The 22,885-nt window shown below is 61.5% G+C and carries 20 protein-coding genes; 5 read left to right on the top strand and 15 right to left on the bottom strand.

The features are described from left to right. From B3Y70_RS05095 to B3Y70_RS05060, 8 genes are all read right to left on the bottom strand, one after another. Nucleotides 1-1,016, bottom strand: a 1,016-nt coding sequence (locus B3Y70_RS05095; RefSeq protein WP_288589310.1) for an AMP-binding protein, incomplete at its 3' end; no start/stop codon positions are given. Nucleotides 1,017-1,032: 16 nt separating this feature from the next. Further along, nucleotides 1,033-1,812 (bottom strand): 3-hydroxybutyrate dehydrogenase, encoded by a 780-nt coding sequence (locus B3Y70_RS05090; protein WP_022991813.1) that lies wholly within the window; start codon nucleotides 1,810-1,812, stop codon nucleotides 1,033-1,035. 56 nt (nucleotides 1,813-1,868) lie between these two features. Further along, a complete protein-coding gene (locus tag B3Y70_RS05085) occupies nucleotides 1,869-3,239 on the bottom strand; it encodes a TRAP transporter large permease (protein WP_022991812.1) in 1,371 nt (456 codons plus the stop codon). 17 nt (nucleotides 3,240-3,256) lie between these two features. After that, the gene (locus tag B3Y70_RS05080) at nucleotides 3,257-3,874 is read right to left on the bottom strand and encodes a TRAP transporter small permease subunit (RefSeq protein ID WP_014420064.1); all 618 of its coding nucleotides are present in this window, start codon (nucleotides 3,872-3,874) and stop codon (nucleotides 3,257-3,259) included. A 78-nt stretch (nucleotides 3,875-3,952) separates the two neighbouring features. Continuing rightward, nucleotides 3,953-5,038, bottom strand: a complete 1,086-nt coding sequence (locus B3Y70_RS05075) for a TRAP transporter substrate-binding protein (protein WP_014420063.1) — start codon at nucleotides 5,036-5,038, stop codon at nucleotides 3,953-3,955. Nucleotides 5,039-5,360: 322 nt separating this feature from the next. Next, nucleotides 5,361-6,806: a sigma-54 interaction domain-containing protein gene (locus B3Y70_RS05070; protein WP_406600418.1), complete on the bottom strand. Its 1,446-nt coding sequence runs from the start codon at nucleotides 6,804-6,806 to the stop codon at nucleotides 5,361-5,363. Between the two features lie 103 nt (nucleotides 6,807-6,909). Further along, nucleotides 6,910-9,012 (bottom strand): 3-hydroxybutyrate oligomer hydrolase family protein, encoded by a 2,103-nt coding sequence (locus B3Y70_RS05065; protein ID WP_288589305.1) that lies wholly within the window; start codon nucleotides 9,010-9,012, stop codon nucleotides 6,910-6,912. Nucleotides 9,013-9,265: 253 nt separating this feature from the next. Continuing rightward, entirely contained in the window at nucleotides 9,266-9,628 is a 363-nt protein-coding gene (locus B3Y70_RS05060; RefSeq protein WP_273030880.1) for a DUF6164 family protein, read from the bottom strand. An 87-nt stretch (nucleotides 9,629-9,715) separates the two neighbouring features. On the opposite strand from B3Y70_RS05060, the gene B3Y70_RS05055 reads away from it, so the two are divergent. From B3Y70_RS05055 to B3Y70_RS05040, 4 genes are read left to right on the top strand one after another with little or no spacing between them, the layout of a single operon-like run. Next, nucleotides 9,716-11,128, top strand: coding sequence for a DUF2868 domain-containing protein (locus B3Y70_RS05055; RefSeq protein WP_288589303.1), 1,413 nt, complete (start codon nucleotides 9,716-9,718; stop codon nucleotides 11,126-11,128). Further along, complete coding sequence (locus tag B3Y70_RS05050; RefSeq protein ID WP_286896416.1) at nucleotides 11,125-12,555, top strand: GTPase/DUF3482 domain-containing protein; 1,431 nt, start codon at nucleotides 11,125-11,127, stop codon at nucleotides 12,553-12,555. The genes B3Y70_RS05055 and B3Y70_RS05050 overlap by 4 nt, the downstream gene beginning before the upstream one ends. A 50-nt stretch (nucleotides 12,556-12,605) precedes the next feature. After that, nucleotides 12,606-13,001, top strand: a complete 396-nt coding sequence (locus B3Y70_RS05045) for an ectoine synthase (RefSeq protein WP_022991806.1) — start codon at nucleotides 12,606-12,608, stop codon at nucleotides 12,999-13,001. A gap of 11 nt (nucleotides 13,002-13,012) precedes the next feature. Continuing rightward, on the top strand, nucleotides 13,013-14,215 hold the full coding sequence (locus B3Y70_RS05040) for a CynX/NimT family MFS transporter (RefSeq protein ID WP_286896413.1): 1,203 nt from the start codon (nucleotides 13,013-13,015) through the stop codon (nucleotides 14,213-14,215). A gap of 30 nt (nucleotides 14,216-14,245) precedes the next feature. Here B3Y70_RS05040 and B3Y70_RS05035 read toward each other — a convergent pair whose 3' ends face one another. Continuing rightward, entirely contained in the window at nucleotides 14,246-15,421 is a 1,176-nt protein-coding gene (locus B3Y70_RS05035; RefSeq protein WP_023008100.1) for a type III PLP-dependent enzyme, read from the bottom strand. A gap of 170 nt (nucleotides 15,422-15,591) precedes the next feature. Continuing rightward, nucleotides 15,592-16,410 carry an ATP-grasp domain-containing protein gene (locus tag B3Y70_RS05030; protein ID WP_199452055.1) on the bottom strand — a complete coding sequence of 273 codons (819 nt, stop codon included), beginning with the start codon at nucleotides 16,408-16,410 and terminating at the stop codon, nucleotides 15,592-15,594. 153 nt (nucleotides 16,411-16,563) lie between these two features. Between B3Y70_RS05030 and B3Y70_RS05025 the strand changes: the two genes are divergently transcribed. Continuing rightward, nucleotides 16,564-16,929 (top strand): DUF6746 family protein, encoded by a 366-nt coding sequence (locus tag B3Y70_RS05025; RefSeq protein WP_113879427.1) that lies wholly within the window; start codon nucleotides 16,564-16,566, stop codon nucleotides 16,927-16,929. 63 nt (nucleotides 16,930-16,992) lie between these two features. Here B3Y70_RS05025 and hrpB read toward each other — a convergent pair whose 3' ends face one another. From hrpB to B3Y70_RS05000, 5 genes are all read right to left on the bottom strand, one after another. Further along, entirely contained in the window at nucleotides 16,993-19,467 is a 2,475-nt protein-coding gene (gene hrpB, locus B3Y70_RS05020) for an ATP-dependent helicase HrpB (protein ID WP_288589297.1), read from the bottom strand. 43 nt (nucleotides 19,468-19,510) lie between these two features. Then, a complete protein-coding gene (locus tag B3Y70_RS05015; RefSeq protein ID WP_273030893.1) occupies nucleotides 19,511-20,713 on the bottom strand; it encodes a YbfB/YjiJ family MFS transporter in 1,203 nt (400 codons plus the stop codon). A gap of 82 nt (nucleotides 20,714-20,795) precedes the next feature. Then, the gene (locus B3Y70_RS05010) at nucleotides 20,796-21,452 is read right to left on the bottom strand and encodes an SCO family protein (RefSeq protein WP_141066722.1); all 657 of its coding nucleotides are present in this window, start codon (nucleotides 21,450-21,452) and stop codon (nucleotides 20,796-20,798) included. A gap of 32 nt (nucleotides 21,453-21,484) precedes the next feature. After that, nucleotides 21,485-22,405 (bottom strand): heme o synthase, encoded by a 921-nt coding sequence (cyoE, locus tag B3Y70_RS05005; RefSeq protein ID WP_023011946.1) that lies wholly within the window; start codon nucleotides 22,403-22,405, stop codon nucleotides 21,485-21,487. Then, the coding region (locus B3Y70_RS05000; protein ID WP_288589293.1) for a COX15/CtaA family protein at nucleotides 22,402-22,885 on the bottom strand (484 nt) is incomplete at its 5' end. The genes B3Y70_RS05000 and cyoE, both read right to left, overlap by 4 nt.

Raw genomic sequence — 22,885 nt, 5'->3', positions numbered from 1 at the left:
ACGGCGGCGCCGGTCATCAGGGCAGAGGCCTGCCAGTTCCACATCATCCAGCCGCAGGTGGTGAAGTACAGGAAGCGGTCTTCCGGGCCAACATCACCATGGAGCATCAGTTCCTTGGCGTGGTTAACCAGCAAGCCGGCAGTACCGTGCACGATGCACTTGGGTTTGCCGGTGGTGCCCGAGGAATAGAGGATGTACACCGGGTGATCCGGATCGACCGGGGTGAACGAGGGAGCCTCGCCTTCACCGGCTTTCAGGGCCTCATCCCAGGTGGTAACCAGTTCGCCGGAGATCGGTGCTTCATCGGGCAGTTGGGCAATGCTGACCACCACCTTCAGGGAGGGCAGGCCCGCGATCAGCTCGGCGAAGTCGGCCTGGCGCGCGAACACTTTGCCGCCATAACCGTAGCCGTTGACCACAATGAGGGCTGAGGGCTCGATCTGGCCGAAGCGGTCGTTGATGGCGCCGATGCCGAAGTCCGGTGATGCGGAGCTCCAGATCGCGCCCAGGCTGGTAGCCGCCAGCATGCCCACCAGGGCTTCATAGCCATTGGTGACCACACCCGCCACCCGGTCGCCCTTGGCAATGCCCTTGCTGCGCAGGAAGGCTTCCAGAGCACCGGCGTCGGCTTTCAGTTCGGCGTAGGTCTTGCGCAGTACCGGGCGGGTTTCACAGTAGGCCACCACCGCTTCTCTATCAGCATGGTCGCCGTCCGCCAGCCGCAGCAGGTTGGCGGCAAAATTCAGTTTCATGCCCGGGAACCATTCCGCACCGGGCATTTCCCGGTTGCCAAGCACCTGTTTGGCCGGTGTCTCGCAGACCAGGCCGCAGTAGTCCCAGACCTTCTGCCAGAAGGTGTCCAGTTCGGTAATCGACCACTGGTGCAGGGCGTGGTAATCATCAAAGGGGCCAAAGCCCTGTTGCTCCAGCCAGGCCTTGAACTGGCCCATGCGGGAACGGGTGAGGGTGTCCTGGTCCGGGGTCCAGACAACCGGTGATTGTTCTGTGTTGCTCATCCGTCTCTCCAGAAAATTACTGCATATGCCAGCCGTGGCTGACCACGATCGACTGGCCGGTCAGGGCAGCGGACGGGAAGGCTGCCAGATGCACCGCCAGTTCTGATACGTCTTCCAGGGTGGTGAACTTCCCGTCCACGGTGTTCTTGAGCATGACCTTGCTGATCACTTCTTCTTCGGAAATGCCCAGCTCTTTGGCCTGCTCCGGTATCTGCTTGTCCACCAGCGGTGTGCGCACAAAGCCGGGGCAGATAATGTTGCTGCGCACCCCGTGCTCCGCACCTTCTTTCGCCACCGCCCGGCACAGGCCCAGCATGCCGTGCTTGGCGGCGACATAGGGTGCTTTCAGGGGCGAAGCTTCCACCGAGTGTACCGAGCCCATATAGAGCATAGTACCCCCACCTTGGGCGTACATCTGGCGCAGGGCCGCCCGGGTCACCAGGAAGGCGCCGTCCAGGTGCACGTTCATCACCTTGCTCCAGTCGGCATAGGCCAGCTTGTGCACCGGGTCGATATGCTGGATACCGGCATTGGCCAGGGCGACATCGAGCCTGCCCCAGTGTTGAACGATGGTAGCCACGCCCTGGTCAACCGCCTGTTCGTCGGTGACATCCATGGCCAGGGCCAGGGCCGTGCCGCCGGCCTGTTCAATGGCTGCCACGGTGTCGGCGGCGCTTTCGAGGGTCAGGTCTGCCACCGCCACCCGGGCCCCTTCGCGGGCGTAATGTTCAGCAATGGCGCGGCCAATGCCCCGGCCGGCGCCGGTAATCAGGGCAACTTGATTGTGAAGACGCATGGTCACAGTCTCCTTTCAGGGTTGGAATTGTTATTGGAATCCGCAAGGAGGGCCGGTCAGCCCCCTCCGTATACCTCGTTGGGCAGCCAGGTGGCCAGCGGCTCGAACCAGAACACCAGGGCCAGCGCCAGCAACTGCAGAGCAATAAACGGAAGTACGCCCAGATAGATATGCCGTGTGGTGATGCCCGGCGGGCACACGCCCTTGATATAGAACAGTGAGAAACCCACCGGTGGCGTCAGGAACGAGGTCTGCAGGCAGATGGCGAACATGATGGCAAACCACACCGGCTCCACGCCCATCTTGAACAGCACCGGCGCCACCAGCGGCAGAATGATCAGGGTGATTTCCACCCAGTCCAGGAAGAAACCGAGCAGGAAGGTGATGAACAGCACCGTCAGCAGGACCCCGGTGGTACCGAAAGGCAGCCCGGTAATGGCGCTTTCAATCACCTCGTCACCACCCAGGCCACGCAGCACCGAGGCAAACACCGTGGCACCGATAAAGATGCCGAAGATGAAGGCCGAGGTGCGGCTGGTCTGGTACAGGGATTCTTTCAGGGTGGCCATGTCCAGGCGCTTGCTGACAAAGGCCATCAACATGGCGCCACCGGCACCCACGGCCGAGGCTTCTGTGGTAGTGGCAATGCCGAAGAAAATCGAGCCCAATACGGCAATGATCAGGGCCATCGGTGGCAGCACCGCCTTCAGCACATCCAGCCAGGCCCGAGCATCCAGCGGCTCCCGGTTCTTCGGCGCAGGCGCCAGGTCTTTTTTCAGGAACGACGCTATCAGAATGTACAGGATGTACATGGCCCCGAGCATGATGCCCGGAATCAGCGCCCCCATGAACAGTTTGCCAACCGAGGCATCTGAGGTACCCAGGCGATCCGCCATCAGCACCAGCATGATACTGGGTGGCACCAGGATACCCAGGGTACCCACGGAACAGGCCGTGCCCACGGCCAGGGATTTGTTGTAGTTGGCCTGCATCATCGGCCCCAGGGACAACATGCCCAGCAAGACCACGGAGGCCCCGACAATACCGGTGGAGGCGGCCAGCAGCACGCCGACAATCACCACGGTGATGGCATAACCGCCACGCAGCGGGCCAAGCACCCGCACCAGGCTGTGCATCAGTTTCTCGGCAATGCCGGAGCGGTCCAGCATGATGCCCATGAAAATGAACATCGGCAGCGCCACCATCAATTCATTGGCGACAATGCCGTAGATTCTGGCATCCAGCACCCCCATGGTGCCTTGCCAGGTAAACCAGAGCGGGGAGTCGAAATACTCCACCATCACGTGTCCGACAATGGCGAACACAAGACCAATACCCGCCAGTGACCAGGCTACCGGGAACCCCAGCAGCAGGAGCACCATGAAGCTGGCGAACATGGCGATAACAAGAATCGCTTCTACACCCATGACGTCTGCCTCGTGATTCAGGGATTGGGATGGCCGGTAGACCGGCGATCGTCTTCAGGGGGCGTTACGGCCCGGGGGAACCCGAACAGGAACGTGGCGCAACGCAGGAACCGGGAGAACAGCGCGATCATCACGAAGATCAGTCCCAGCGGCAGCATGCTTTTGAAAATGAACCGGTACGGCAGACCACTCGGGGCCTGGGAACGCTCGCTGTAGGTCCAGGCTTTCCAGGCGTAGGGCACCAGCACTTCCACCATTAGGTAGATCACCGGCAGCGCAAGCAGGGCAATGCCCAGCAATTCAATGACGGCCTGGGCCCGGGGCGGGAACTTTTCTTTCAGCACGTCGACCCGCACGTGGTCGTCACGCACCACGGCGTAGCCCAGGGTCAGCATGGTGGCAGTGCCGAACAGGTGCCAGGACAGCTCTTCCAGTGCAATGGAACCCTGAGACAGCACGTATCGTGAAAACACGTTGATAAGCACCACCACCAGTACACCGATCCACAGCCAGGAAGCAAAACGGCCGACCGCCACCACCAGGCGATCCAGGCGCCAGGCCAGGGCGTTGGTGGGCAGAAAATCCTCGCCCGGTGCCGGGGACTGCTCACCCCCGGAGACATTGGTATCAGTCACAACAACCTCGAATAGTCCGGATGCAGAGAGGGAATGCAGGCGGTATCAACGCCGCCTGCCATGATCATCATCCGCTGATCAGTCGTACTGGTAGAAATCCCGGGGCAGGTAGCCCTTGGAGTGCCAGATTGAGTGATGTTCCATGAACTCACGCTGGCTGGTGAGAACGCGCTTGAACATTTCGTCCTTGGCGGCGATTTCGTCCAGCACCTCGTTGGTGACCTTCTGCAGCTCCCGCAGGACAGGCTCCGGCAGGGTCTGGGCGGTTACGCCTTCTTTCTCATAGTCACGCAGGGCGGTTGGCTGGGCCCACTCGCTCTCGGCAAACCCCTTGAGAGTGGCCGACTCACAGCCCATTTCGATGAGGGCACGGGTTTGCGGCTCCAGCTTGTCCCAGGTGTCCTTGTTGACCAGCAGGTGCGAGGTGGTCAGGGTCTGGTGCCAGCCAGGCATGATGTAGTTCTTGATGATCTGATCCAGGCCCAGCATCTTGTCGATGGCCGGCTGGGAGAACTCGGTGGCATCAATGGTCTTGCGCTCCAGGGCCTGGTAGATCTCGCCACCCGGCACCATGGTTACCGATGCGCCCAGCTTCTCCAGGACCTTGCCGCCAATGCCGGCAAAGCGGATCTTCAGGCCGTCAAAGTCGTCCATGCCCTCGATGGGCTGCGCGAACCAGCCAGCGCCTTCCGGGCCGATGATGGAACACAGCATCGGGTGGATGTTGCGCTCCGCGTAGATTTCTTCCAGCAGCTCGCGGCCATCGCCCTCGTAGTACCAGGCCAGATACGCCGGTGGCTCCATGTTGAAGGGTGCGCCGGAATACAGCGGCAACGAAGCAATGGTGCCCTGGTCATAGCCGACCCAGGTGTAACCGGCGGGGTATTTGCCACTGCCAACGGCGTCCATGATTTCGAACGGCGGCACCAGTTCGCCCGGCTCGTAATAACGCAGCTGGATATCGCCACCGGAGATATTCTTGAGATTCTCGGTAAGGTGCTTGACCGGTGTGGTCAGACCCACGAGATGGGATGGAAACGCCAGAGGAACCTGCCAGCGAACCTTCTCTGCGGCCACGGCGTCCGCACTGGCCAGACCACCGGTGATAACCGCGGCGGCGGTAATGCCATAGGTCAGTTTTGAAAGCTTATGCTTGATCGACATGAAATGGATCCTTTTTGTTGTTGTCGTACAGCCACCGGTTCTTGCCGGCGGGCTACGTCTGAAATTGATCAGACAACGCAGGAAACCATAGCTGACTTTGGGTCGGGTCCAACGAGTTTGCGCCAGCTTTGTTTTCTTGCGTTGTTCTGACGTCCTGCAAACAGGCTATAGCAGACACCGTGCCACAGCCGATAATGCCTTTTATTTCATGCAGATAGATATTTCAGGCAGTTCTGGAGTCAAGGCAGCTGTCCGGAAATCCGGACACTCATCGACAATGGTCGTAGGTGATTGTACGGGTAACGGGACAGCCGTCCGGAAATCAGGACAATCTGGCCAACTTCTCGTAGAGCACGGAACGGGAAATCCCCAACAGCCGGGCAGCCTTGGTCCGGTTGCCACGGCAGGTCACCAGGGCCTCTTCAATGGCCTGGGCTTCAGCCTCAGCCACAATGCGGGCCAGCGGACGCACAGAGCGAGCGGGCACCGGCGAGACCAGACGCTGGCCAGCACGGGGCAGCACTTTAAAGATCGCGTCCGCATCCAGTAAATCGCCATCCTCACTCATGGTCAGGGCCCGCTCCAGCACGTTGCGCAATTCCCGGATGTTGCCCGGCCAGTCGTAACTGCCCAGCGCCGCGACGCCGGCATCGGTAATCTCGCCACGCATGTCCTGACCCTCGCAGATTTCACCCAGCAGGGCTTCGCAGAGCACACCCAGATCGGCCAATCGGTCCCGCAGGGGTGGGATATTGATCTCCAGCACATTCAGCCGGTAATAAAGATCCGAGCGGAAGCTGCCTTCCGCAATCATGGCCTCCAGGTTGCGACTGGTGGCCGCAATCACTCTCACATCCACCGTCGTCACCGTGTTCGAACCCAGGGCCTCGATCTCGCCCTCCTGCAATGCCCGCAACAGCTTGGCCTGCAGGGGCAGCGGCATATCCCCCACCTCATCCAGAAACAGCGTACCGCCGTTGGCCAGTTGGAACTTGCCCTCCCGGGTACGACGGTCGGCACCGGTGTAAGCGCCCGGGGCGACACCGAAGAATTCCGCCTCCAGCAGGTTTTCCGGCACCGCCGCCACGTTCACACCAACAAACGGCTTGTCCGCCCGGGGCGACACCGCATGGATAGCCTGGGCCAGCACCTCTTTGCCGGTGCCGGTTTCCCCCAGCAGCAGTACCGGCATGTCCCGGCCTGCCGCCAGTCGCGCCCGGCGCTTCACCTCAAGGGCCGCCGGACTGCCACCGACAAAATCGCCCAGACTGTAGCGGGTGCCCCGGCTTTTCTTCGCCAGTGCCTTGCGGGCCGCCGCCAGATCCCGGTGCAGGCGCCGGTATTTGGACACCAGCGGCGTCAGCGGTTGCAGATCATCATAGAGCACGAAGGCCACGGCACCGACAATGCCGCCCTGATCGTCGTAATACGGCAGTCGGGTGACCACCAGTTGCTGCTTGTTGTGTTCCATGATGTCCAACAGCAGGGGCTTCCCGGTTTCCACCACCTCAGGCATCCGGGTCTGCGGAATCACCTTGCGCACCGGTTTGCCAATGGCGTGGGAAGGGTCCACCAGGCCCAGCAGCTGGGAATAGCTGCTGTTGATCCAGGTGATGTTGGTCTCACGGTCAACAGCGATGGCACCGGCACTGGCCTCCTCAAACATCGGGAACAGGGCTTCGATCAGGTCACGGGTCAGGCCGCTCTTGTTCTTGTTGGTAAACAACTCGCTCATAGTCCGCGTGCTCACGGGTGGGGATGGTTTCATGGGCAATCCTTGGGCGTCCGGATTTCCGGACGCCGTCACGGGAGTATAGGAAGCCCCCGGTGCGGGGGCAAACCTCCAAAGGTGGCATTTCAACCGTCGGTAATCAGTCCGGGATCTGCAACTGGTTACCGGTGAAGACAATCCGGTCCGCTTCCGCCGGTTCGGATTGAATGGGCGGCAGGTTCGCCAGGGTCAGGGGCGTGGTCAGGCTGCCCCGGGGCACCGTGCGCACCACCTGACTGGGCGGCAGCGGCTGCTTCTCGACGAGATGGGCCCACACCAGATCCAGTGCCTGGAAGTAGTAGTGATGCAACGGCACATAGCGGTCACCGATGCCCGGAAAGCCGTTGAGCACGTCCAGGTGATGGGCGTTGAGTATTTCGTAATAGCGCAGGTTGCTGTGGCGGCCTTCCACTGCCTGGTTCAGGCCGACATAGGGCCGGGAGGTGTGGTTGATGGGCAGGATGGCATCGGCCCGCCCGGTGACAAACACCGTCGGCTTGCGCTGCAGGTCTCCGCTGGCCCGCACCGCTGAAATGCCACGGCTAATGGCTTCATGCAGCTCGGCCCGATCGCCCTCGAGGGGCTCGCCGGTCACCACATCCCTGCCTTCGGCAAGACTTCTCAGGCACAACAGGGCATCCAGCCCGTAATCCACCTGGCTGGAACTGGGCGAAGCGCTAACGGCAAGGTTCGTGGGCTGGCCCTCAGCGTCGTCGTAGACCAGGTTGACACCAGCCGAGGGCGGAATGCCGTTACTCGCTGCAAACAGCGCCGCCTCGGCCGCAGGCATCAGTGGCACCACTGCCCCGGCACTGCCGGTCGCCGCCAGGCTCAGGCCACACACTCTGTCTTCAACACCCGCGCGGCCGTATGCATTGGCGTAGGTCATGGCAATGCTCTGGGCGACCGCCAGGCCAAAATGCACCGGCGCCAGCAGTTTCTGCTCCGGCTGCACCCCGAAGTCCTCGTTCAGGATCCGTTGCGCATCGAGGGCCCAGTCATCCTGAGTAGCGCCCGACACCAGCCCCTTATTGAACAGGGAGTGGCAGATGCTCTGGCCAGTCACCGGCGGGTTGAACACGCCGTTCAGGGGGGCGAGATCGCGGATGCCGGGGGCCTGGTTGGCACAACCCTGGTACACCGCCAGCGCGGTGGTGTAATCCAGCAGGCTGCGGCTGTGTTCCGTCAGTGCAGGGCCATTGCCCTGACGAATGCTGAAACTCCGGTCCACAAGGGGATTCACATTGGGCTCAGACACCGCCACACCATCAATCAGACCTTTCTCATCCTGTTCCGCCGCCCGCACCGAGGCTCCGCCGCCGTTGGAAACACTGGAGGCAATCACCAGGGTGTTCCTCGGGTTGATAGTTCGGAGATTTTCACCATTACCCAGTTCCCGGCCATGGAGTGTGTTCAGCACATAGAAGCCGAACTCAATGGATTGCAACACATGCCGGCCCCAGTCTGCCTCCGGGTTCTGTTTGGAATGGGCGTGTTTCCAGGCGAAGCGATACGGCCACTGGCTATTGAAATCATCCCGGCTCTGAGCGTCCAGATCCGCCCGGAACAAGGCTTCTTCAGGTTCCGTGGTAAGTGTTCCGTTCACGGACTGGGCGGTGTTTGTGGCGAGGTTATGGGCGCCGGTACCGGTGCCTTTATCGGTATAAACCACTGCGCAGCCCTTTTTCAGGCCCCACTCCCCGGCGGTGCCAATGGCGCCGTAGATCCCGCGGGAACCCGAGGAGGGCGCGGTTACCATGCACGGAAAATCCGGATCAAAGCTGTCGGGCACCTGGGCCATTACCGTCACCGGCACAGTGGCGCCCGGCACCTGCATCAGGGCAATGAATTCCTGGCCCGGAATTCGGCCACTGGCGTTACCCACGGCCGGGCCAAACAGGCTGCCATAACCTCCGCCGGGTGCGGTATCCACCAGCGCCCGGTAATTGTTGTAGATGGCCAGCCGGCGCAACTCTGCCGGTGTCGGATTCAGGGCATCGACAAACGCCGGTGGTGAGGCACTGGCCAGACCCTCCGGCCCCAGGCCAGCGGTAAGAAGATCATCGGTATTGCCATCGTAAGCAAACTGCTGGACATCGCTCACCAGGAAATCAGGCAAGGAGTTGAACACCTCGTCCTTCTTGCAGGCAGTGAGCGTTACCGTGGCAGCACCTATCAGGGTGCAGAGCATCATTCGTTTCATGGTCGGTCCTTGTTTGTTGTTGTTGAATCGGCCCCATGGGCGCCACGGCCCATGCGGATCCTGTGCCAACCGGACAAGACCATGAATATATTTAGAAAAATGAAAAATTACTGGCACTTGAGAGGGGGCTATTCCGGAATTCCGGACAGCGGTTGCGCGTGCAATGGCATGGCACGCGCGCAGCATCGCCGCTGGCCGCAGACTGTCCGGCAGACCGAACACTGTCTGAAAAACCAGACACCGGGCAGCGAAACTAGCCTATTCGAACAAAGGGCAATAAGCTGATTGCCGCAATTGCAGCGATGGCCAGGCAGGCCGCCAGAGTCCGCAGCGGATAACGTCGAAACATGGAGCCGATGCCACCGATTTCGCCGCGGGCCAGGCCTTGCTCATAGGCCTGGCGCTGCCTCTCGAAACGCTGACGCTGATACTCATCCAGCAACGCCTTGGCTCGCTCCGCCTCTTCCGCATCGTGAACCCAGAAGCCGCCCATGCTGATGCCCCAGCGGCTGGGCGGGGTCTCGTAGTAGCGCACCTCATGCTCCTCGAACAGAGCCCGGATCTCGTCGGCCTCGTCGTCGGGTACATGGCGCAGATTCATCAGGTGATGGGGCATGGCGCGTCCATTGACTGGTATCAGGATCGTAATTGCCTATATGCTAACAGCAAAGCACCCACGACCGAACTTGCATCAGGACACTGAATGAGCCCGAACCCCCTTTGTCTGCTGCTGGATTTTGACGACCGCGTCCAGCGGGACAGGGATCAGCCCCCCGCCTTTCTCCACCGCCGGGACCGGCGCTTTGCTCTGGACTGCGAACAGCAGGGAATAAAGCCCAGCCCTTCGCGCTGGCTGGCACACATGGATCGACTGTCCGGCCCCGGCGGCACCGTGACGGCTGGCCGTCGGGAACTGAAACTCTGGCGCCGGGCAACCAGCGGCTTCACCGGTGCCGGTTGCCTGATGGGCATCGTGACCATGCTGGGCCTGCTGTTCTATGACGGCGGCCAGCGCATCAACATCACCGTGATTCTGACCTTTGTGCTGTTCCAGTTGCTGCTGGCACTGGCCACCACGCTACAGGCCATAGTCGGCTGGCAACCCTGGCGCTGGTTGCTGAAACGTCTGCACCTGGAACACGCCAGCCCGACCCGGGCCCGGCTCCAGCCACTACTGATGGCGCGGGCGGCCCACGCCGGCGGCGTTGCTTTTGGTCTTGCCGGCCTGGCCACGCTGCTGATCATGGTGGTGGTCCAGGACCTGGCCTTTGGCTGGAGCACCACTCTGGATACCGCCGCTTCCGGCTACCACCATCTGGTCAGCGCCCTGGCGGCGCCCTGGTCCTGGTTGTGGCCTTCCGCCGTGCCATCCCTGGAGCTGGTGGAAGTAACCCGGTTCTTTCGCGCCGCTCCTGTCACAACCGGAGTCGAGCCTTCACGCTGGGGCCAGTGGTGGCCCTTCGTGGTTATGTTATGGCTGACCTGGACGGTGATACCGCGTGTGCTGTTGCTGGTTCTCAGCCAAAGCCTGCTACGCCGTCGTGCCACTCGGCTGCTGGCCGGCCATCCCGGCATGAAGGCTCTGTTATACCGGATGGAAACCGCCACCCTGGATACCGGTAGCAGCCACAACGATGCCGCCGACCTGCCAGACACCCGCACCCGGGCCCAGCCAGACCAACTGCCGGACACCCCGCTGATGATCTGCTGGGCCGGTGCCGGCGAACCGGAGTTGCCCCAACGCCTGCAGGCACCGGATTGCCGAATTTTCCGGGCCGGGGGCCGGGCCAGTCTGGCCCAGGATGAAGACGTACTGGCACAAGTAGGCATCCACCTGGCCGGCCAGGAACATCCGGCAGTCATTGTCGTCACCCGCAGTTGGGAGCCGCCCACCGGCGAGCTGCACGATTTTCTGGAGACCGCCCGGGAGCGCTGGCCCTCGAATAGCCGGGTAACCCTGCTGCCGCTGGCGAGCGATCCGAACCAGCCGCCGCAGACTCACCTGGTTCAGCCCTGGCTTCGGTTTAGCGAACGCCTGGCTCCGGGCTTTGCCTCGGTGGCCTTGCCGCCTACCGAAGAGCCCAACCCCTATCTGGCCGGGAGTGCACAACCATGACCAATGCTCCGGTATTCGCCGTGGTCGGCCACCCGAACAAGGGCAAATCCAGTGTCGTCGCCACCCTGTCCCAGAACGACGCTATCGCCATTGCCCTGGAACCCGGTACCACCCGGGCCCGGCAGGATTATCCACTGAGCGTTGATGGCCAGAAACTCTATACCCTGGTGGACACCCCTGGTTTCCAGCGCCCACGGCGGGTATTACAGTGGCTGGAAGCCCACAGCATTTCCGCCTCGGATCACCCGGAAACCGTGCGGGCTTTTGTGCTCCAGCACCGGGGCGATGACCGGTTTGTCGATGAATGTGAATTGCTGGCACCGATCGTGGAAGGTGCCGGGATCATCTATGTGGTGGATGGCTCGGTGCCCTACAGTGCCGAGCACGAGGCGGAAATGACCATTCTGCGCTGGACCGGGCGTCCGAGCCTGGCGCTGACAAACAGTATCGGTGAGGACGATTACAGCGACACCTGGCAGGCCGCACTGGGCCAGTTCTTCCAGGTTGTCCGCAAGTTCGACGCTGTTCGCGCCCCGTTTGAGCAACATCTAAGCCTGTTACGAGCGTTCGGCCAGCTGGAACCGGACTGGGAGGCGCCGCTGGAACGGGCCACCCGGTTCCTGTCCGAACAGCGCCGCCAGCGTCGGCGCCAGGCGGCAGGCCTGGTTGCCCGAGCCCTCGAAGACCTGATGTCATATCAGGAACGACGCACACTGACGCTCAACCAGATCGCCGAAACCAGCGATACGAGCCTCGCCGAGACCCTGCGGGATCGCTGGTACCGGCACCAACGCCAACGGGAACAGGCCCTCAGAATCGACATTGAGCACCTGTACCAACATCAGCGCATACGCCGCCAGGAAGCCGAACTGCAGTGGCACAGCCAGCACGATCTGTTTTCCGAGGACACCCGCAAGCACTGGGCGGTCAGCAAGCGCTACCTGGCCACCGCGGGCTTTGGTGCCGGAGCGGTGAGCGGTGCCGGCATTGATGCCGTAACGTTTGGCTCGTCGCTGGGCACCGGCGCCCTGCTCGGAGGGTTGATTGGCGCTGCCGGCAGTTACTTCTACGGGGATCGCCTGGTTTTGCCGGCACTGAGCATCGGGCCCATGAAGGACGGCCTGAAAACCGCCAGCTTCGGGCCTGTACAGGACAGCCAGTTCGGCTATGTTGTGTTAGGGCGGGCGGTGGATCACTGGTGGCATATCAGCCAGCGGAACCACGCCGGGCGGGATTTGCTGGAACTGGAACCGGCCGACCATCACTGGCTGGAACAGCTCGACAAAGCCAGCCGGCGGGAAATCCAGAAAGCCTTCGAACGGTGCCGGAAACAACGAGCTCTGACCCATCAGCAGAGGGAACAATTTGCTGCCGCCATCGAGCAGGCCATGGCGGCATACGACGACTGGCGGTTGAATCGAGCCTGAGGCGCATGTTTATACTGTATGGCTATTCCATCACAAAATGAGGAATGCGAATGAAAATCGTACGAGTGCAAGACATTATCGGTACCGAGCGTGAAGTCAGCGACAAGCAGTGGACCAGCCGCCGCCTGTTGCTGAAGAAGGATGGCATGGGCTTCTCCTTCCACGAAACCATTATCAAGGCCGGCTCCGAGCACACCTTCTGGTACAAGCACCACCTGGAAGCGGTTTACTGCGTGGCGGGTAACGGCCGCATCAAGGATCTCGCCACCGGCGAAGTGCACGAAATCACCGATGGCACTCTGTACGCCCTCGACAAGCACGACCGTCACACCCTGTACGGCGGCACTGAAGACATGCGCCTGATCTGTGCCTTCAACCCGCCCGTAACCGGCCGGGAAGTGCACGACGAAGACGGTGCTTACCTGCCGGATACCAGCGAAGACTGATTCGCTCCGCCGTGGCATTTCAAACCGCCGCGACCACACCGCCACCGCCAGCCCGATTGCTGCCGGTGGCGGTGTTGCTTTGGCTGGCCGGTGTTTACCTGCGTATACCCGTGCTGGTGGCCCCGCCGCTGGCGCCCTTCATTGGCGATGAGCTGGCCCTGACCCAGGCATTGACCGGCGCCCTGACCACACTGCCCATCCTGATGCTGGCCATTGGCGCCATGCCTGGTTCGCTGGCCATCTCCCGCATTGGCCCTAGGAACACCCTGGCGCTGGCCATGGTGATCATGGTGATCGGCTCAGCCGGCCGTGGTCTGGTACCGGACACCTTCACCCTGATGATAGCGAGCGCCGTCATGGGGCTGGGTGTGGCGATGATGCAACCAGCCCTACCAGCCCTGCTGCCGCGCTGGCTGGAACCCCACCACATTGCCCTGGGCTCCGCCATATACATGAACGGCATGCTCATGGGCGAATTCATCGGTGCCGGTATTACCCTGCCGGTTCTCATGCCTTTGCTGGACAACAGCTGGCGCGCCACCATGCTGGCCTGGTCGCTGCCGGCCCTGCTGGTGGCCGCCGCCCTGTTTCTGCCCAAACGGGACCTGGCCCGGCCCGCACGCAAAGCCGCCTGGCTGCCCGACTGGAAAAACCCGCTCACCCTGCGCCTGGGCCTGCTGCTGGGGCTTTCCGGCTCCATGTTCTTCGGCCTCAATGCCTACATGGGTAACCTGCTGGAACAACAGGGGCGTATCGGCCTGCTGTCCGAGGCCCTGTTCTGGTACAACATTGCTCAGGTCTTCGCCTCCCTGGTAATGCTGAAAATGGCGCGGGCCTGGGTCGGCCGCCGTACCTTCATTGTCGTCATGGCGGTTCTCAGCATTGCCGGCACCGCCGGCACTCTGGTGCTCGAAGGCTGGTGGTTCATTGCCAGCGCCACGCTGATGAGCTTCGTGGCCGGCATTCTGCTGATCCTGTTGGTGGCGCTGCCGCCTTTGCTGGTGAACTCCGCCGAAACCGGACGGCTGTCTGCCGGCACCTTCCTGGTGGGCTATACCATGGCCTTCTCGGTACCCATGCTCGGCGGCCTGCTCGCCGACTGGACTGGCGACACCCGTCATGCCGTGATGGCCATGGTGGCCTACAGCCTGCTGGTATTACCCCTGGCGTTCACCCTGGAACTGAAACGAAAAAAGGATCAGCCCGCAAGCTGATCCTTTCTGAGATACCTCACTGACCTTCGGTCAGATATAGTAATCCTTCAACGGAGGAAAGCCGTTGAATTCAATGGCACTGTAGGTGGTGGTATAGGCCCCGGTCGACAGCCAGTACATCCGGTCTCCGATCGCCAGATTCAGCGGCAGCGGGTACTTGTGATGCTCGTACATGATATCGGCACTGTCACAGGTCGGCCCGGCGATCACACAATCCTCACCTTCACCGCTTTTCTCGGTCCAGATCGGAAACTTGATGGACTCATCCAGGGTCTCGATCAGGCCGGAAAACTTGCCGACATCGGTGAACACCCAGCGGTGCAGGGCAGTGCGGGATTTCCGTGAAATCAACACCACCTCACTCACCAACACACCGGCATTGGAAATCAGCGATCGCCCCGGCTCGATGATGATCTCGGGCAGGTCGTCACCAAAATCCTCGTGCAGGAAACGGGCAATCTCCTCCGCGTACACCCCCAGTTCATTGGTTCGGGTAATGTAGTTGGCCGGGAAACCACCGCCCATGTTGATCATCTTCAGCTCAATGCCGTCTTCTTCCTTAAGGCGCTCGAAAATCACCTTCACCTTGTTCAGGGCAGCGTCCCAGGCACCGATTTCGCGCTGCTGGGAACCTACGTGAAACGACACACCATAAGGTACCAGGCCCAGATCACGAGCCAGTATCAGCAGATCCATGGCCATATCGGTCTGGCAGCCAAACTTGCGGGACAAAGGCCAGTCGGCGGTCAGGGTGCCTTCAGTCAGAATACGCACATACACTTTTGAGCCCGGGGCAGCCTTGGCAATGTTGCGCAGGTCTGCCTCGGAATCCGTGGCATACAGGCGCACACCCTTTTCGTAAAAGGTGCGAATGTCTTTCGCCTTCTTGATGGTGTTGCCGTAACTGATGCGGTCGCCGGTCACACCCAGGGCCATCACCTTGTCCAGTTCATACACCGAAGCGATATCAAAATTCGCACCTTTGTCCCGCAGCATGGTCAGAATCTGCGGGGCCGGGTTGGCCTTCACCGCATAATAGACCTTGGCGTAAGGAAACCCTTCCACCAGCTCTTCGTACTGACGGTCAATGGTCTGGGTGTCGATCACCACAAACGGGGTTTCCTTGCCGTCGGCAAAGTCCTTGATCCGCTTGAAAGTCTCGGCACTGTAGTAGTCGGCGATATCGGCGTTAGGCGTCTGGATCATGGGTGGTGTGTCCCTCCACAGGGTAAACGGGCATAAAAAAAGGGTAGCACAGACTGGCTGTATTACCCGTGAATGGCGCGATCATCGGGCCTTTTTCCAATCACCGCAAATGCGCAGTTATACCCATAAATCCGGCGACCGAAACCGGACCTATGGCACAGTATTCTGTGTCACACCGCCACTGGCCACAGCGGCGTTGGCTCGGTGGGACCATCCGGGTCCTGGGGCCGACTCTGGCGCTGCAGATAATCCAAGATGGCGTCTTTCAGATCACTGCCCTGACCCAGGCCCTGATTGCCGAACAGGCGGTTGAATTCCAGCACATAGGGATAGCCTTCCACCAGGGCGATATCAAAGCCGGCATGGTCTACTTCCAGCTCCCGGGCCAGGCGCAGGGCCAGATCGGTAGCCACCGCCGGCACATCACCAGCCACAATCTGGCCGCCTCTGGCGACGTTGTTGTAGAACCCCTGCTCCGCCTGGGTACGCCAGTAGGCGGTCACCACCCGATCACCCACCACAACCACCCGCACATCCCGGTCAATCGGAAGGTATTCCTGCACGTAGAGAACGTCTGTGCGATCACAATACTTCAGCCATTCGGCCCGGGACTCGATCAACCACACACCTTCGCCCATGCTGGCCTTGGGGAGTTTGGCCACGAAAGGCAGGGCCATGGTGTCCCACAGCATGTCACGTTCCTGTGGACCATTGGCTTCAATCAAGGTCCAGGGTGTGTGTTCCGGTGCCACGGTCTGAAAGGCGCGGGTCATTTCCACTTTGTCGTGACCAATGCGATAACTGGCGATACTGGGGAACACCCGGCACTTCAAGCCATGCACCAGGGCGTTGATCTGCCAGTATTCCGGGAACAGCACCCAGTCCGCCTCCTGCAGCAGCGGCTTGTGGCGCAGGAAATGCTCGGGCTTCAGTACAGTGGTGTCGGGAAAGCCAAGGGTACGGAACACGTTGAATGAGACAAGGTGCATGGTGACAGCCGCACAGAGTGAAAATTGGCTGCATTTTATCCAGCTTTGGAACCCTGGCAAGGGTTATTTTGTCCGTAAATTGACCGATCTCATGGCGATAGTTAATGCTACTGACAATAATTCGCATTAGTTATCACTAATGAGGAACCGACCATGACAAAACACCTGATGCTGGCCACTGCCACCCTGCTGTTCACCCTTCCGGCCTTCGCCGATGATGAGTACGATCACTACAAAGGCGAACCCTCGAAAACCCTGGAGCAGGCGGTGGCCAATTTCTCCGAGTACAACAACCGGCTTGAGCAGGTGTTGGCCGGTGATCTGACACCAGAGGCGATGAGCGAAGTCCATCAGCTCACCTACACTCTGGAAAATGCCCTGGGCAAACTGGACCATGAGCTGGAAGACATTGCCGAGCGGCTGGAGAAAGTACACAAGGCTTCCGAGCACGCAGCCCCGGATACCGTGAAAGAGCAAGGCGCGGTGTATCTGGAAAAGAGCCGGTCCATCATCCGGTAACGGCCACGGGCTGCTAAGCTCCGGTTACTACTCGCTAATTTACCGGAGCCTGCCATGGGCGCGTTAGCCTGCGGAGCGTTTTTTTGTTCCCTGCTGAGCCTGGGCCGTGAGCGGATCTTCCGGCCAGGGGTGTTTCGGGTAGCGGCCCCGGAGTTCTTTTCGTACCTGTGGATAGGCGTTCTGCCAGAAGCTGGCGAGATCTGCCGTGACCGCCAGCGGGCGCTGGGCCGGGGACAGGAGGTGGGTTACCACTGGCACCCGGCCGGCCGCCACCGTCGGTGTTTCAGTCCAGCCAAACAGGGCCTGCAGCTTGGCAGCCAGCACCGGGCCGTTGTCGGCAGTGTAATCCAGCATCACCTTCTGGCCAGTGGGAATGGCCAGGGCTTTCGGAGCCAGTTCATCCAGTTGTTGTTGCTGTGGATAATCGAGCAGGCTGTTCAGGGCGGATACCAGATCTAGCCGGGCCAGATCCGACCACCGCTGCATGCCGACCATAAACGGCGCCAACCAGCTTTCCACACCGGCGAGCAGGGCAGAATCCGTCACATCCGGCCAGTGACCGGGGAACTGTGTGGCCAGTAACTGCACCCGGGCCTGCCACTGGCGGGCGGCCTCATTCCAGGGCAGCCGGTCCAGTCCTTTGCGACGGACGGCATCCAGCAAACCCTGCTGGATCAGTTCGGGGGCCACCTGTTGCAACGGCTTTTCCGCCAGTATCAGGGCGCCAAGCTTGCGTACGTGACGCGCCACCACTGTGCCCCGCTTGTCGTCCCAGAGGGCCTCTTCCCGTTCTTCTATGTGCGCAGCCAGGTCCTGCTCCAGATCTGCAAGGTCCACCGGCGCCGCCAGATAGATCGTGGCCTCCCGGGCCTTGCCGTCCAGATCCGCGGCCACCAGCCAGTCCTCCCGGGCCAGCGGATCATCGTCCCTCAGGCTCGCCCCCTTGCCATTACTGAGCTGGTAGCGCGGCGCCTCGCCCGAACGGCGGCGAGCAATGCGGTCCGGATAAGCCTGGGCTAAAACCCGGCCCACCTCGGTAGCAACGGGTTCGCTCCGTGACCCCCGCTCCCGGCACAACCGTTTCGCCGCCTGCCGTACCGCCTGTAACCGGGCCGTATCCAGACCACGGGGTGGCCGTTGTCCCCGTACCACCCGGATCCGTTCGTGCAAATCCGCACCGGAGCCTGGCCCCAGCAAATCACGCTCTTCCAGCAATGCCGCCAGCTCCGCCGCCAGCTGGCCAAATCCCAGGGCCCTGCCCCGGAGAACCATATGGGCCAGACGAGGGTGCATCCCCAGATCCCGGGCGGCCTTGCCGTGATCGGTAATAGCACCGTCAGCATCCAGCAAATCCAGCCACTGCAATAAATCCACCGCCTGCTGCCAGTGGGCTTGTGGCGGCGCATCAATCCAGGCCACCTGATCCGGTGAACGAGCCCCCCACTGGGCCAGCTCCAGTACCAGCGGCGCCAGGTCCGCCTCCTGAATCTCCGCTGGCGTGAACTCAGCCAGCCCAAACTGCTCCGACTCGCTCCATAACCGGTAGCACACCCCCGGTTCGACCCGTCCGGCCCGGCCTTTACGCTGCTCGGCAGAGGCTTTGGACACCCGGCCGGTGATCAGGCGGGTCATGCCACTGTTGGGATCAAACACGGCCCGGCGCTGCTGGCCGGCATCAACCACTACCCGAACACCTTCAATGGTGAGGCTGGTCTCAGCAATGGCGGTCGCCAGCACCACCTTGCGAGAACCGTCCGGGGCCGGCGCAATGGCCCGATCCTGTTCTTCAGACTTGAGGTTGCCATACAAGGGTGCCAACACCACGTTTTCCGGTAGTTGCCCCGCCAGCTGTTGCGCCACCCGGCGAATTTCACCGGCCCCGGGCAGGAACACCAGCACCGAGCCAGCCTGGTCTCCCAGGACCTCCAGCACCACCGCCGTTACGTGATCCACCATCCGGGCACTGCGGGACAGGGGCCGATAAAGGACATCCACCGGAAACGCCCGGCCTTCACTGGAAATCACCGGCACGTCCCCCAGCACCCTGGCAATGGGCGCGGTATCCAGTGTCGCGGACATCACCAGAAGGCGCAGGTCTTCTCGCAGGGCCTGCTGGCTCTCACGCACCAGTGCCAGCCCCAGATCGGCCTGCAGGGAACGTTCATGGAATTCGTCAAACAGAACAGCGGCATAGTCTTCCAGCATGGGGTCGGTCTGGATCAGGCGGGTGAGTATACCCTCGGTCACTACTTCGATCCGGGTGGTGCCGGAGACCCTGGTATCCAGTCGGGTGCGATAGCCCACCGTCTGCCCGGGCGCCTCTCCCAGTTGCCGGGCCATATACCGCGCTGCCGACCGGGCCGCCAGTCGGCGGGGTTCGAGCATCAGGATTTTGCGGCCATCGCGCCAGGGTGCATCCAGCAGGGCCAACGGTACCCGGGTGGTTTTACCGGCGCCGGGCGGCGCCTGGAGCAAAGCGGTGGTGGTCTTTGCCAGTGTGCGGGTCAGTTCTGGGAGGATGCCATCAATCGGGAGCATGGTACTGGGTGCTTGCCGGAATGTGGCCGCAGTTTACCATGCCTCAGGAGCGGGCATGCCAGGCTTCAGGCCGGGGCACGAAGAACGCGAATACCAGGCCAAACGCCAGCGCTGCCACCCCGATGCCGAAAGCCGACACCAGGGTACCGCCGGCATCCAGCCACTGTTTGGTCAGCCAGGGGCCGACCATCTGGGTAAAGCCATACAGTGCCACCATCGCTGCCGACAGGCGCGGGCCCTGATGCGGATGCAGCGCGCGCCCGATGCGCTGGGTCAGCAATACCGCGCCCAGAAAGGTGCTGCCGACCAGGGCGGCACACAACACCAAGCCCCAGGCGCCAGGCCAGACCACGGTGGCCAGCACACCGGCCAGTTGAATCAGAAAATTCAGGCGAAGGGCGGGCAAGTCTCCCATCAGGGCCCCCAGTTTGTTCCACAGCCAGGGCGCCGGGATGGTGAACAGGGCGACGATCACCCAGGTGCCGTCCAGCAAGGCGTGGCCCTCAGGCAGTTCCAGTTTTGCCAACAGGGGCAGGAAGGTCATGGGCAGGATGTAACCCAGGCCCGCCCCGGCATAGGACAGAAACAGCGGGATGCTGGCGCGATCCAGCAACGGGGTATTGACCACCGCCTTACCGGCGTCATCATGCTGGCGCACCGGTACCTCCAGTTGCCGTAACTGCATGGCACCCCACCAGGCCAGGGGAATCGACAACAGAGCAGCCGGCCACCAGCGCTCCGCGCCCTCCAGCAGGCTGGCGGTTCCGGTAACCAGGCCGCTGGACACCAGCAGCCCTACACCAACACCGATATAGACCAGACCGCTGAGAGAGGCCCGGTTGCGCATTACCAGCCACTCCAGAATCAGAGCTGGCGCCTGGACGAATACCACGCCGTTCGCCACACCGTTCAGCCAGCGGGTGACAGAAATCACCGTCAGCTGGTCGGTCTGGGTCACGATCAGCGTGGTGACCACATGAACCGCCAGGAAAAGAGGCAACATCAGCCGGATCTGGTCAATTCTGTGCCAACGGATGGCCAGCATTGCCCCCATCAGATAGCCGAGGTAGTTCCAGGTGGCCACCGCAGCTCCGTCCGGCGCGTTGAACTGGTTATCGGCCACCAGGTAGGGCAACAACGGGGTGTAGATGAATCGGCCAAGGCCGTGGACAACCAGCAAAACCAGGCTACCGGCGAGCAGAACCGTAAACAGTTGCCTGGGGGTGGGGGTGTTTGCAGAAGTCATGGCAGAGGCCCGGTCGTCAGGTTATCAACGGAAACCGGGTAGTGTAGGTGACTAACCAATGCTTGTCAGTGAGACCTTCGCCTCAGCCTGGCTGGCGATTGGCGTTGGCCCACTGGTAGATGCGCTCAAAGGCTTCGGCCAGCTGGTCCGGCTTGTGGGGTGGCTGGATCAGCGCCTGAACGTCGCCGTCCGGATTGAGCAAGGCAAAATGCCCGCTGTGGTCCACCAGCAACTCCCCATTCACCTGTCGGTGCACAAATACTGCGCTCACGCTCTTGGCGACCTGTCTCAGGGTGTCGAGATCGCCGGTCAGGCCGTGGAAATGCTCACCAAAGAAATCGGTATAGGCCTTCAGTTTCGCCGGGGTATCGTGCTCCGGGTCTGCGGAGACCAGCAGATAGTCCGGTTGGGGTAATTCCGGAGACAGCAACTGGTCGGTACGGCGCAGATTGGCCATGGCAGCGGGGCAGATGTCCGGGCAATTGGTGTAGCCCACGAACACGAAGGTCCACCGGCCCCGGAGATCTTCCCGGGTGACCGTCTCACCTTCCTCGTTGGTCAGAGAGAACTCCACCAGGGGCCGTGGCTGGTCGTAGACATAGGCGTTGTACTGGCTGAGATCCGGCGCCGGTGCCGGTTCGCCCCCCACCAGAAAGACCTGCCGTCCCACTGTCAGGCCGAACACCAGCACCACCAGCAACAACAGAACAAACAACGTGATCCGAATCGACCGCCCCATAGGGTCTCCCAACCAGGCTTAACCCCGGCCAGTCAGGCCGGGACAAAGACAAAATGATCCACCAGCAACACCACAAACAACGCCATCAGATAGGTGATGGAATATTTGAAGGTGTTCAGCGCTACCCGCCGGTCGTCGCCGCGCAGCAGGCGAACGGCATATTGCAGGAACCTCAAGCCTAGCGCCAGGGCGCCCACCAGGTAAATACCGCCGGACATGCCTGTGACAAACGGTAGCAGACTGACGGCCAGCAGCATCAGGGTATAGAGCAGAATATGCAGTTCGGTGTAACGATTGCCGTGAGTCACCGGCAGCATGGGAATACCGGCCTTGGCGTATTCCTCCTTGCGGTGGATGGCCAGAGCCCAGAAATGCGGTGGCGTCCAGGCGAAGATGATCAGAACCAGCAACAGCGCGTGGCCTTCCACCTGGCCAGTGACCGCGGTCCAGCCCAGCAGTGGCGGCATGGCACCGGCCAGCCCACCGATGACAATGTTCTGTGGCGTCGCCCGTTTCAGGAACAGGGTGTAAACACCGGCGTAACCCACCAGGGAGGCCAGCGTCAGCCAGGCGGTTAGCTCGTTCACCTGCCATACCAGCACGACCATACCCAGAGCCGCCAGCACGGTAGCAAACAGCAGGGCGTCCAGCGGCGCAATCCGGCCAGTCGCCACCGGCCGTTTGCGAGTGCGGGCCATCACGGTATCAATCTTCTGATCCACCACGTGGTTCACCACCGCAGCCGCACCGGCCAGCAGGGCGATTCCCAGGTTGCCAAACAGCAGCACGCTCCATCCGGGAATGCCTGGTGCTGCCAGCAGCATGCCGATCACCGAGGTAAGAATCATCAATGCCACTACCCGGGGCTTGGTCAGTTCCAGGTAATCGCGCCAGGAAATAGTGCTCGCATGGGTTGGATTCTGGATCGGCAGCGCCTTCACTTGTTCGCTCATGCCGTAACCTCCCGGTTTATGGTTGTTGTATGAGGTGCGGGGGATAGTGCTGGCAGGGCCAGCTGATGATGCCGCCAGATCAGGTGCACCATCGACAGTAACAGGCCGGCGCCCATGGCATTATGGGCAACGGCGATGATCAAAGGAATGTGCAGCCATACGTTGGTCAGCCCCAGACAGAACTGGATCACCAACGCTCCGCCTGCCAGAGCGATGGCCCTGTCGAGACCGCTCTGGGCGCGCTGGCGCCACAGCATCACAAGCAGTATAGCCAGATAACCCAGCACAAGGACGGCACCCAGGCGATGGCTAACGTGAATGGCAACCCGGCCATCGCTGGTCAACTGGCCGCCAAGATAGTTGGGGCCGACATGTTGGGTGATATCAAATCCATGCTGAAAATCCATGCCCTCGGGCCACCACTGGCCCTGACAGGTGGGCAGATCGCTACAGGCCACGGCGGCGTAGTTGGCTGCCGTC

This window comes from Marinobacter sp. UBA5687, assembly GCF_002420325.1.
Classification (GTDB): Bacteria; Pseudomonadota; Gammaproteobacteria; order Pseudomonadales; family Oleiphilaceae; genus Marinobacter; species Marinobacter nauticus.
Note: the sequence above shows the minus strand (reverse complement) of the source record. Positions and strands in the feature narration are given on the sequence as shown.

Excerpts from the sequence above, each read along its gene's own strand:
- B3Y70_RS05055 (WP_288589303.1), top strand. The coding sequence starts at position 9,716 with ATGAGCCCGAACCCCCTTTGTCTGCTGCTGGATTTTGACGACCGCGTC.
- B3Y70_RS05015 (WP_273030893.1), bottom strand. The coding sequence starts at position 20,713 with ATGACTTCTGCAAACACCCCCACCCCCAGGCAACTGTTTACGGTTCTG.
- cyoE (WP_023011946.1), bottom strand. The coding sequence starts at position 22,405 with ATGAGCGAACAAGTGAAGGCGCTGCCGATCCAGAATCCAACCCATGCG.
- B3Y70_RS05060 (WP_273030880.1), bottom strand. The coding sequence starts at position 9,628 with ATGCCCCATCACCTGATGAATCTGCGCCATGTACCCGACGACGAGGCC.
- B3Y70_RS05035 (WP_023008100.1), bottom strand. The coding sequence starts at position 15,421 with ATGATCCAGACGCCTAACGCCGATATCGCCGACTACTACAGTGCCGAG.
- B3Y70_RS05090 (WP_022991813.1), bottom strand. The coding sequence starts at position 1,812 with ATGCGTCTTCACAATCAAGTTGCCCTGATTACCGGCGCCGGCCGGGGC.
- B3Y70_RS05065 (WP_288589305.1), bottom strand. The coding sequence starts at position 9,012 with ATGAAACGAATGATGCTCTGCACCCTGATAGGTGCTGCCACGGTAACG.
- B3Y70_RS05085 (WP_022991812.1), bottom strand. The coding sequence starts at position 3,239 with ATGGGTGTAGAAGCGATTCTTGTTATCGCCATGTTCGCCAGCTTCATG.
- B3Y70_RS05045 (WP_022991806.1), top strand. The coding sequence starts at position 12,606 with ATGAAAATCGTACGAGTGCAAGACATTATCGGTACCGAGCGTGAAGTC.
- B3Y70_RS05050 (WP_286896416.1), top strand. The coding sequence starts at position 11,125 with ATGACCAATGCTCCGGTATTCGCCGTGGTCGGCCACCCGAACAAGGGC.
- B3Y70_RS05030 (WP_199452055.1), bottom strand. The coding sequence starts at position 16,410 with ATGCACCTTGTCTCATTCAACGTGTTCCGTACCCTTGGCTTTCCCGAC.
- B3Y70_RS05010 (WP_141066722.1), bottom strand. The coding sequence starts at position 21,452 with ATGGGGCGGTCGATTCGGATCACGTTGTTTGTTCTGTTGTTGCTGGTG.
- B3Y70_RS05075 (WP_014420063.1), bottom strand. The coding sequence starts at position 5,038 with ATGTCGATCAAGCATAAGCTTTCAAAACTGACCTATGGCATTACCGCC.
- B3Y70_RS05025 (WP_113879427.1), top strand. The coding sequence starts at position 16,564 with ATGACAAAACACCTGATGCTGGCCACTGCCACCCTGCTGTTCACCCTT.
- B3Y70_RS05070 (WP_406600418.1), bottom strand. The coding sequence starts at position 6,806 with ATGAAACCATCCCCACCCGTGAGCACGCGGACTATGAGCGAGTTGTTT.
- hrpB (WP_288589297.1), bottom strand. The coding sequence starts at position 19,467 with ATGCTCCCGATTGATGGCATCCTCCCAGAACTGACCCGCACACTGGCA.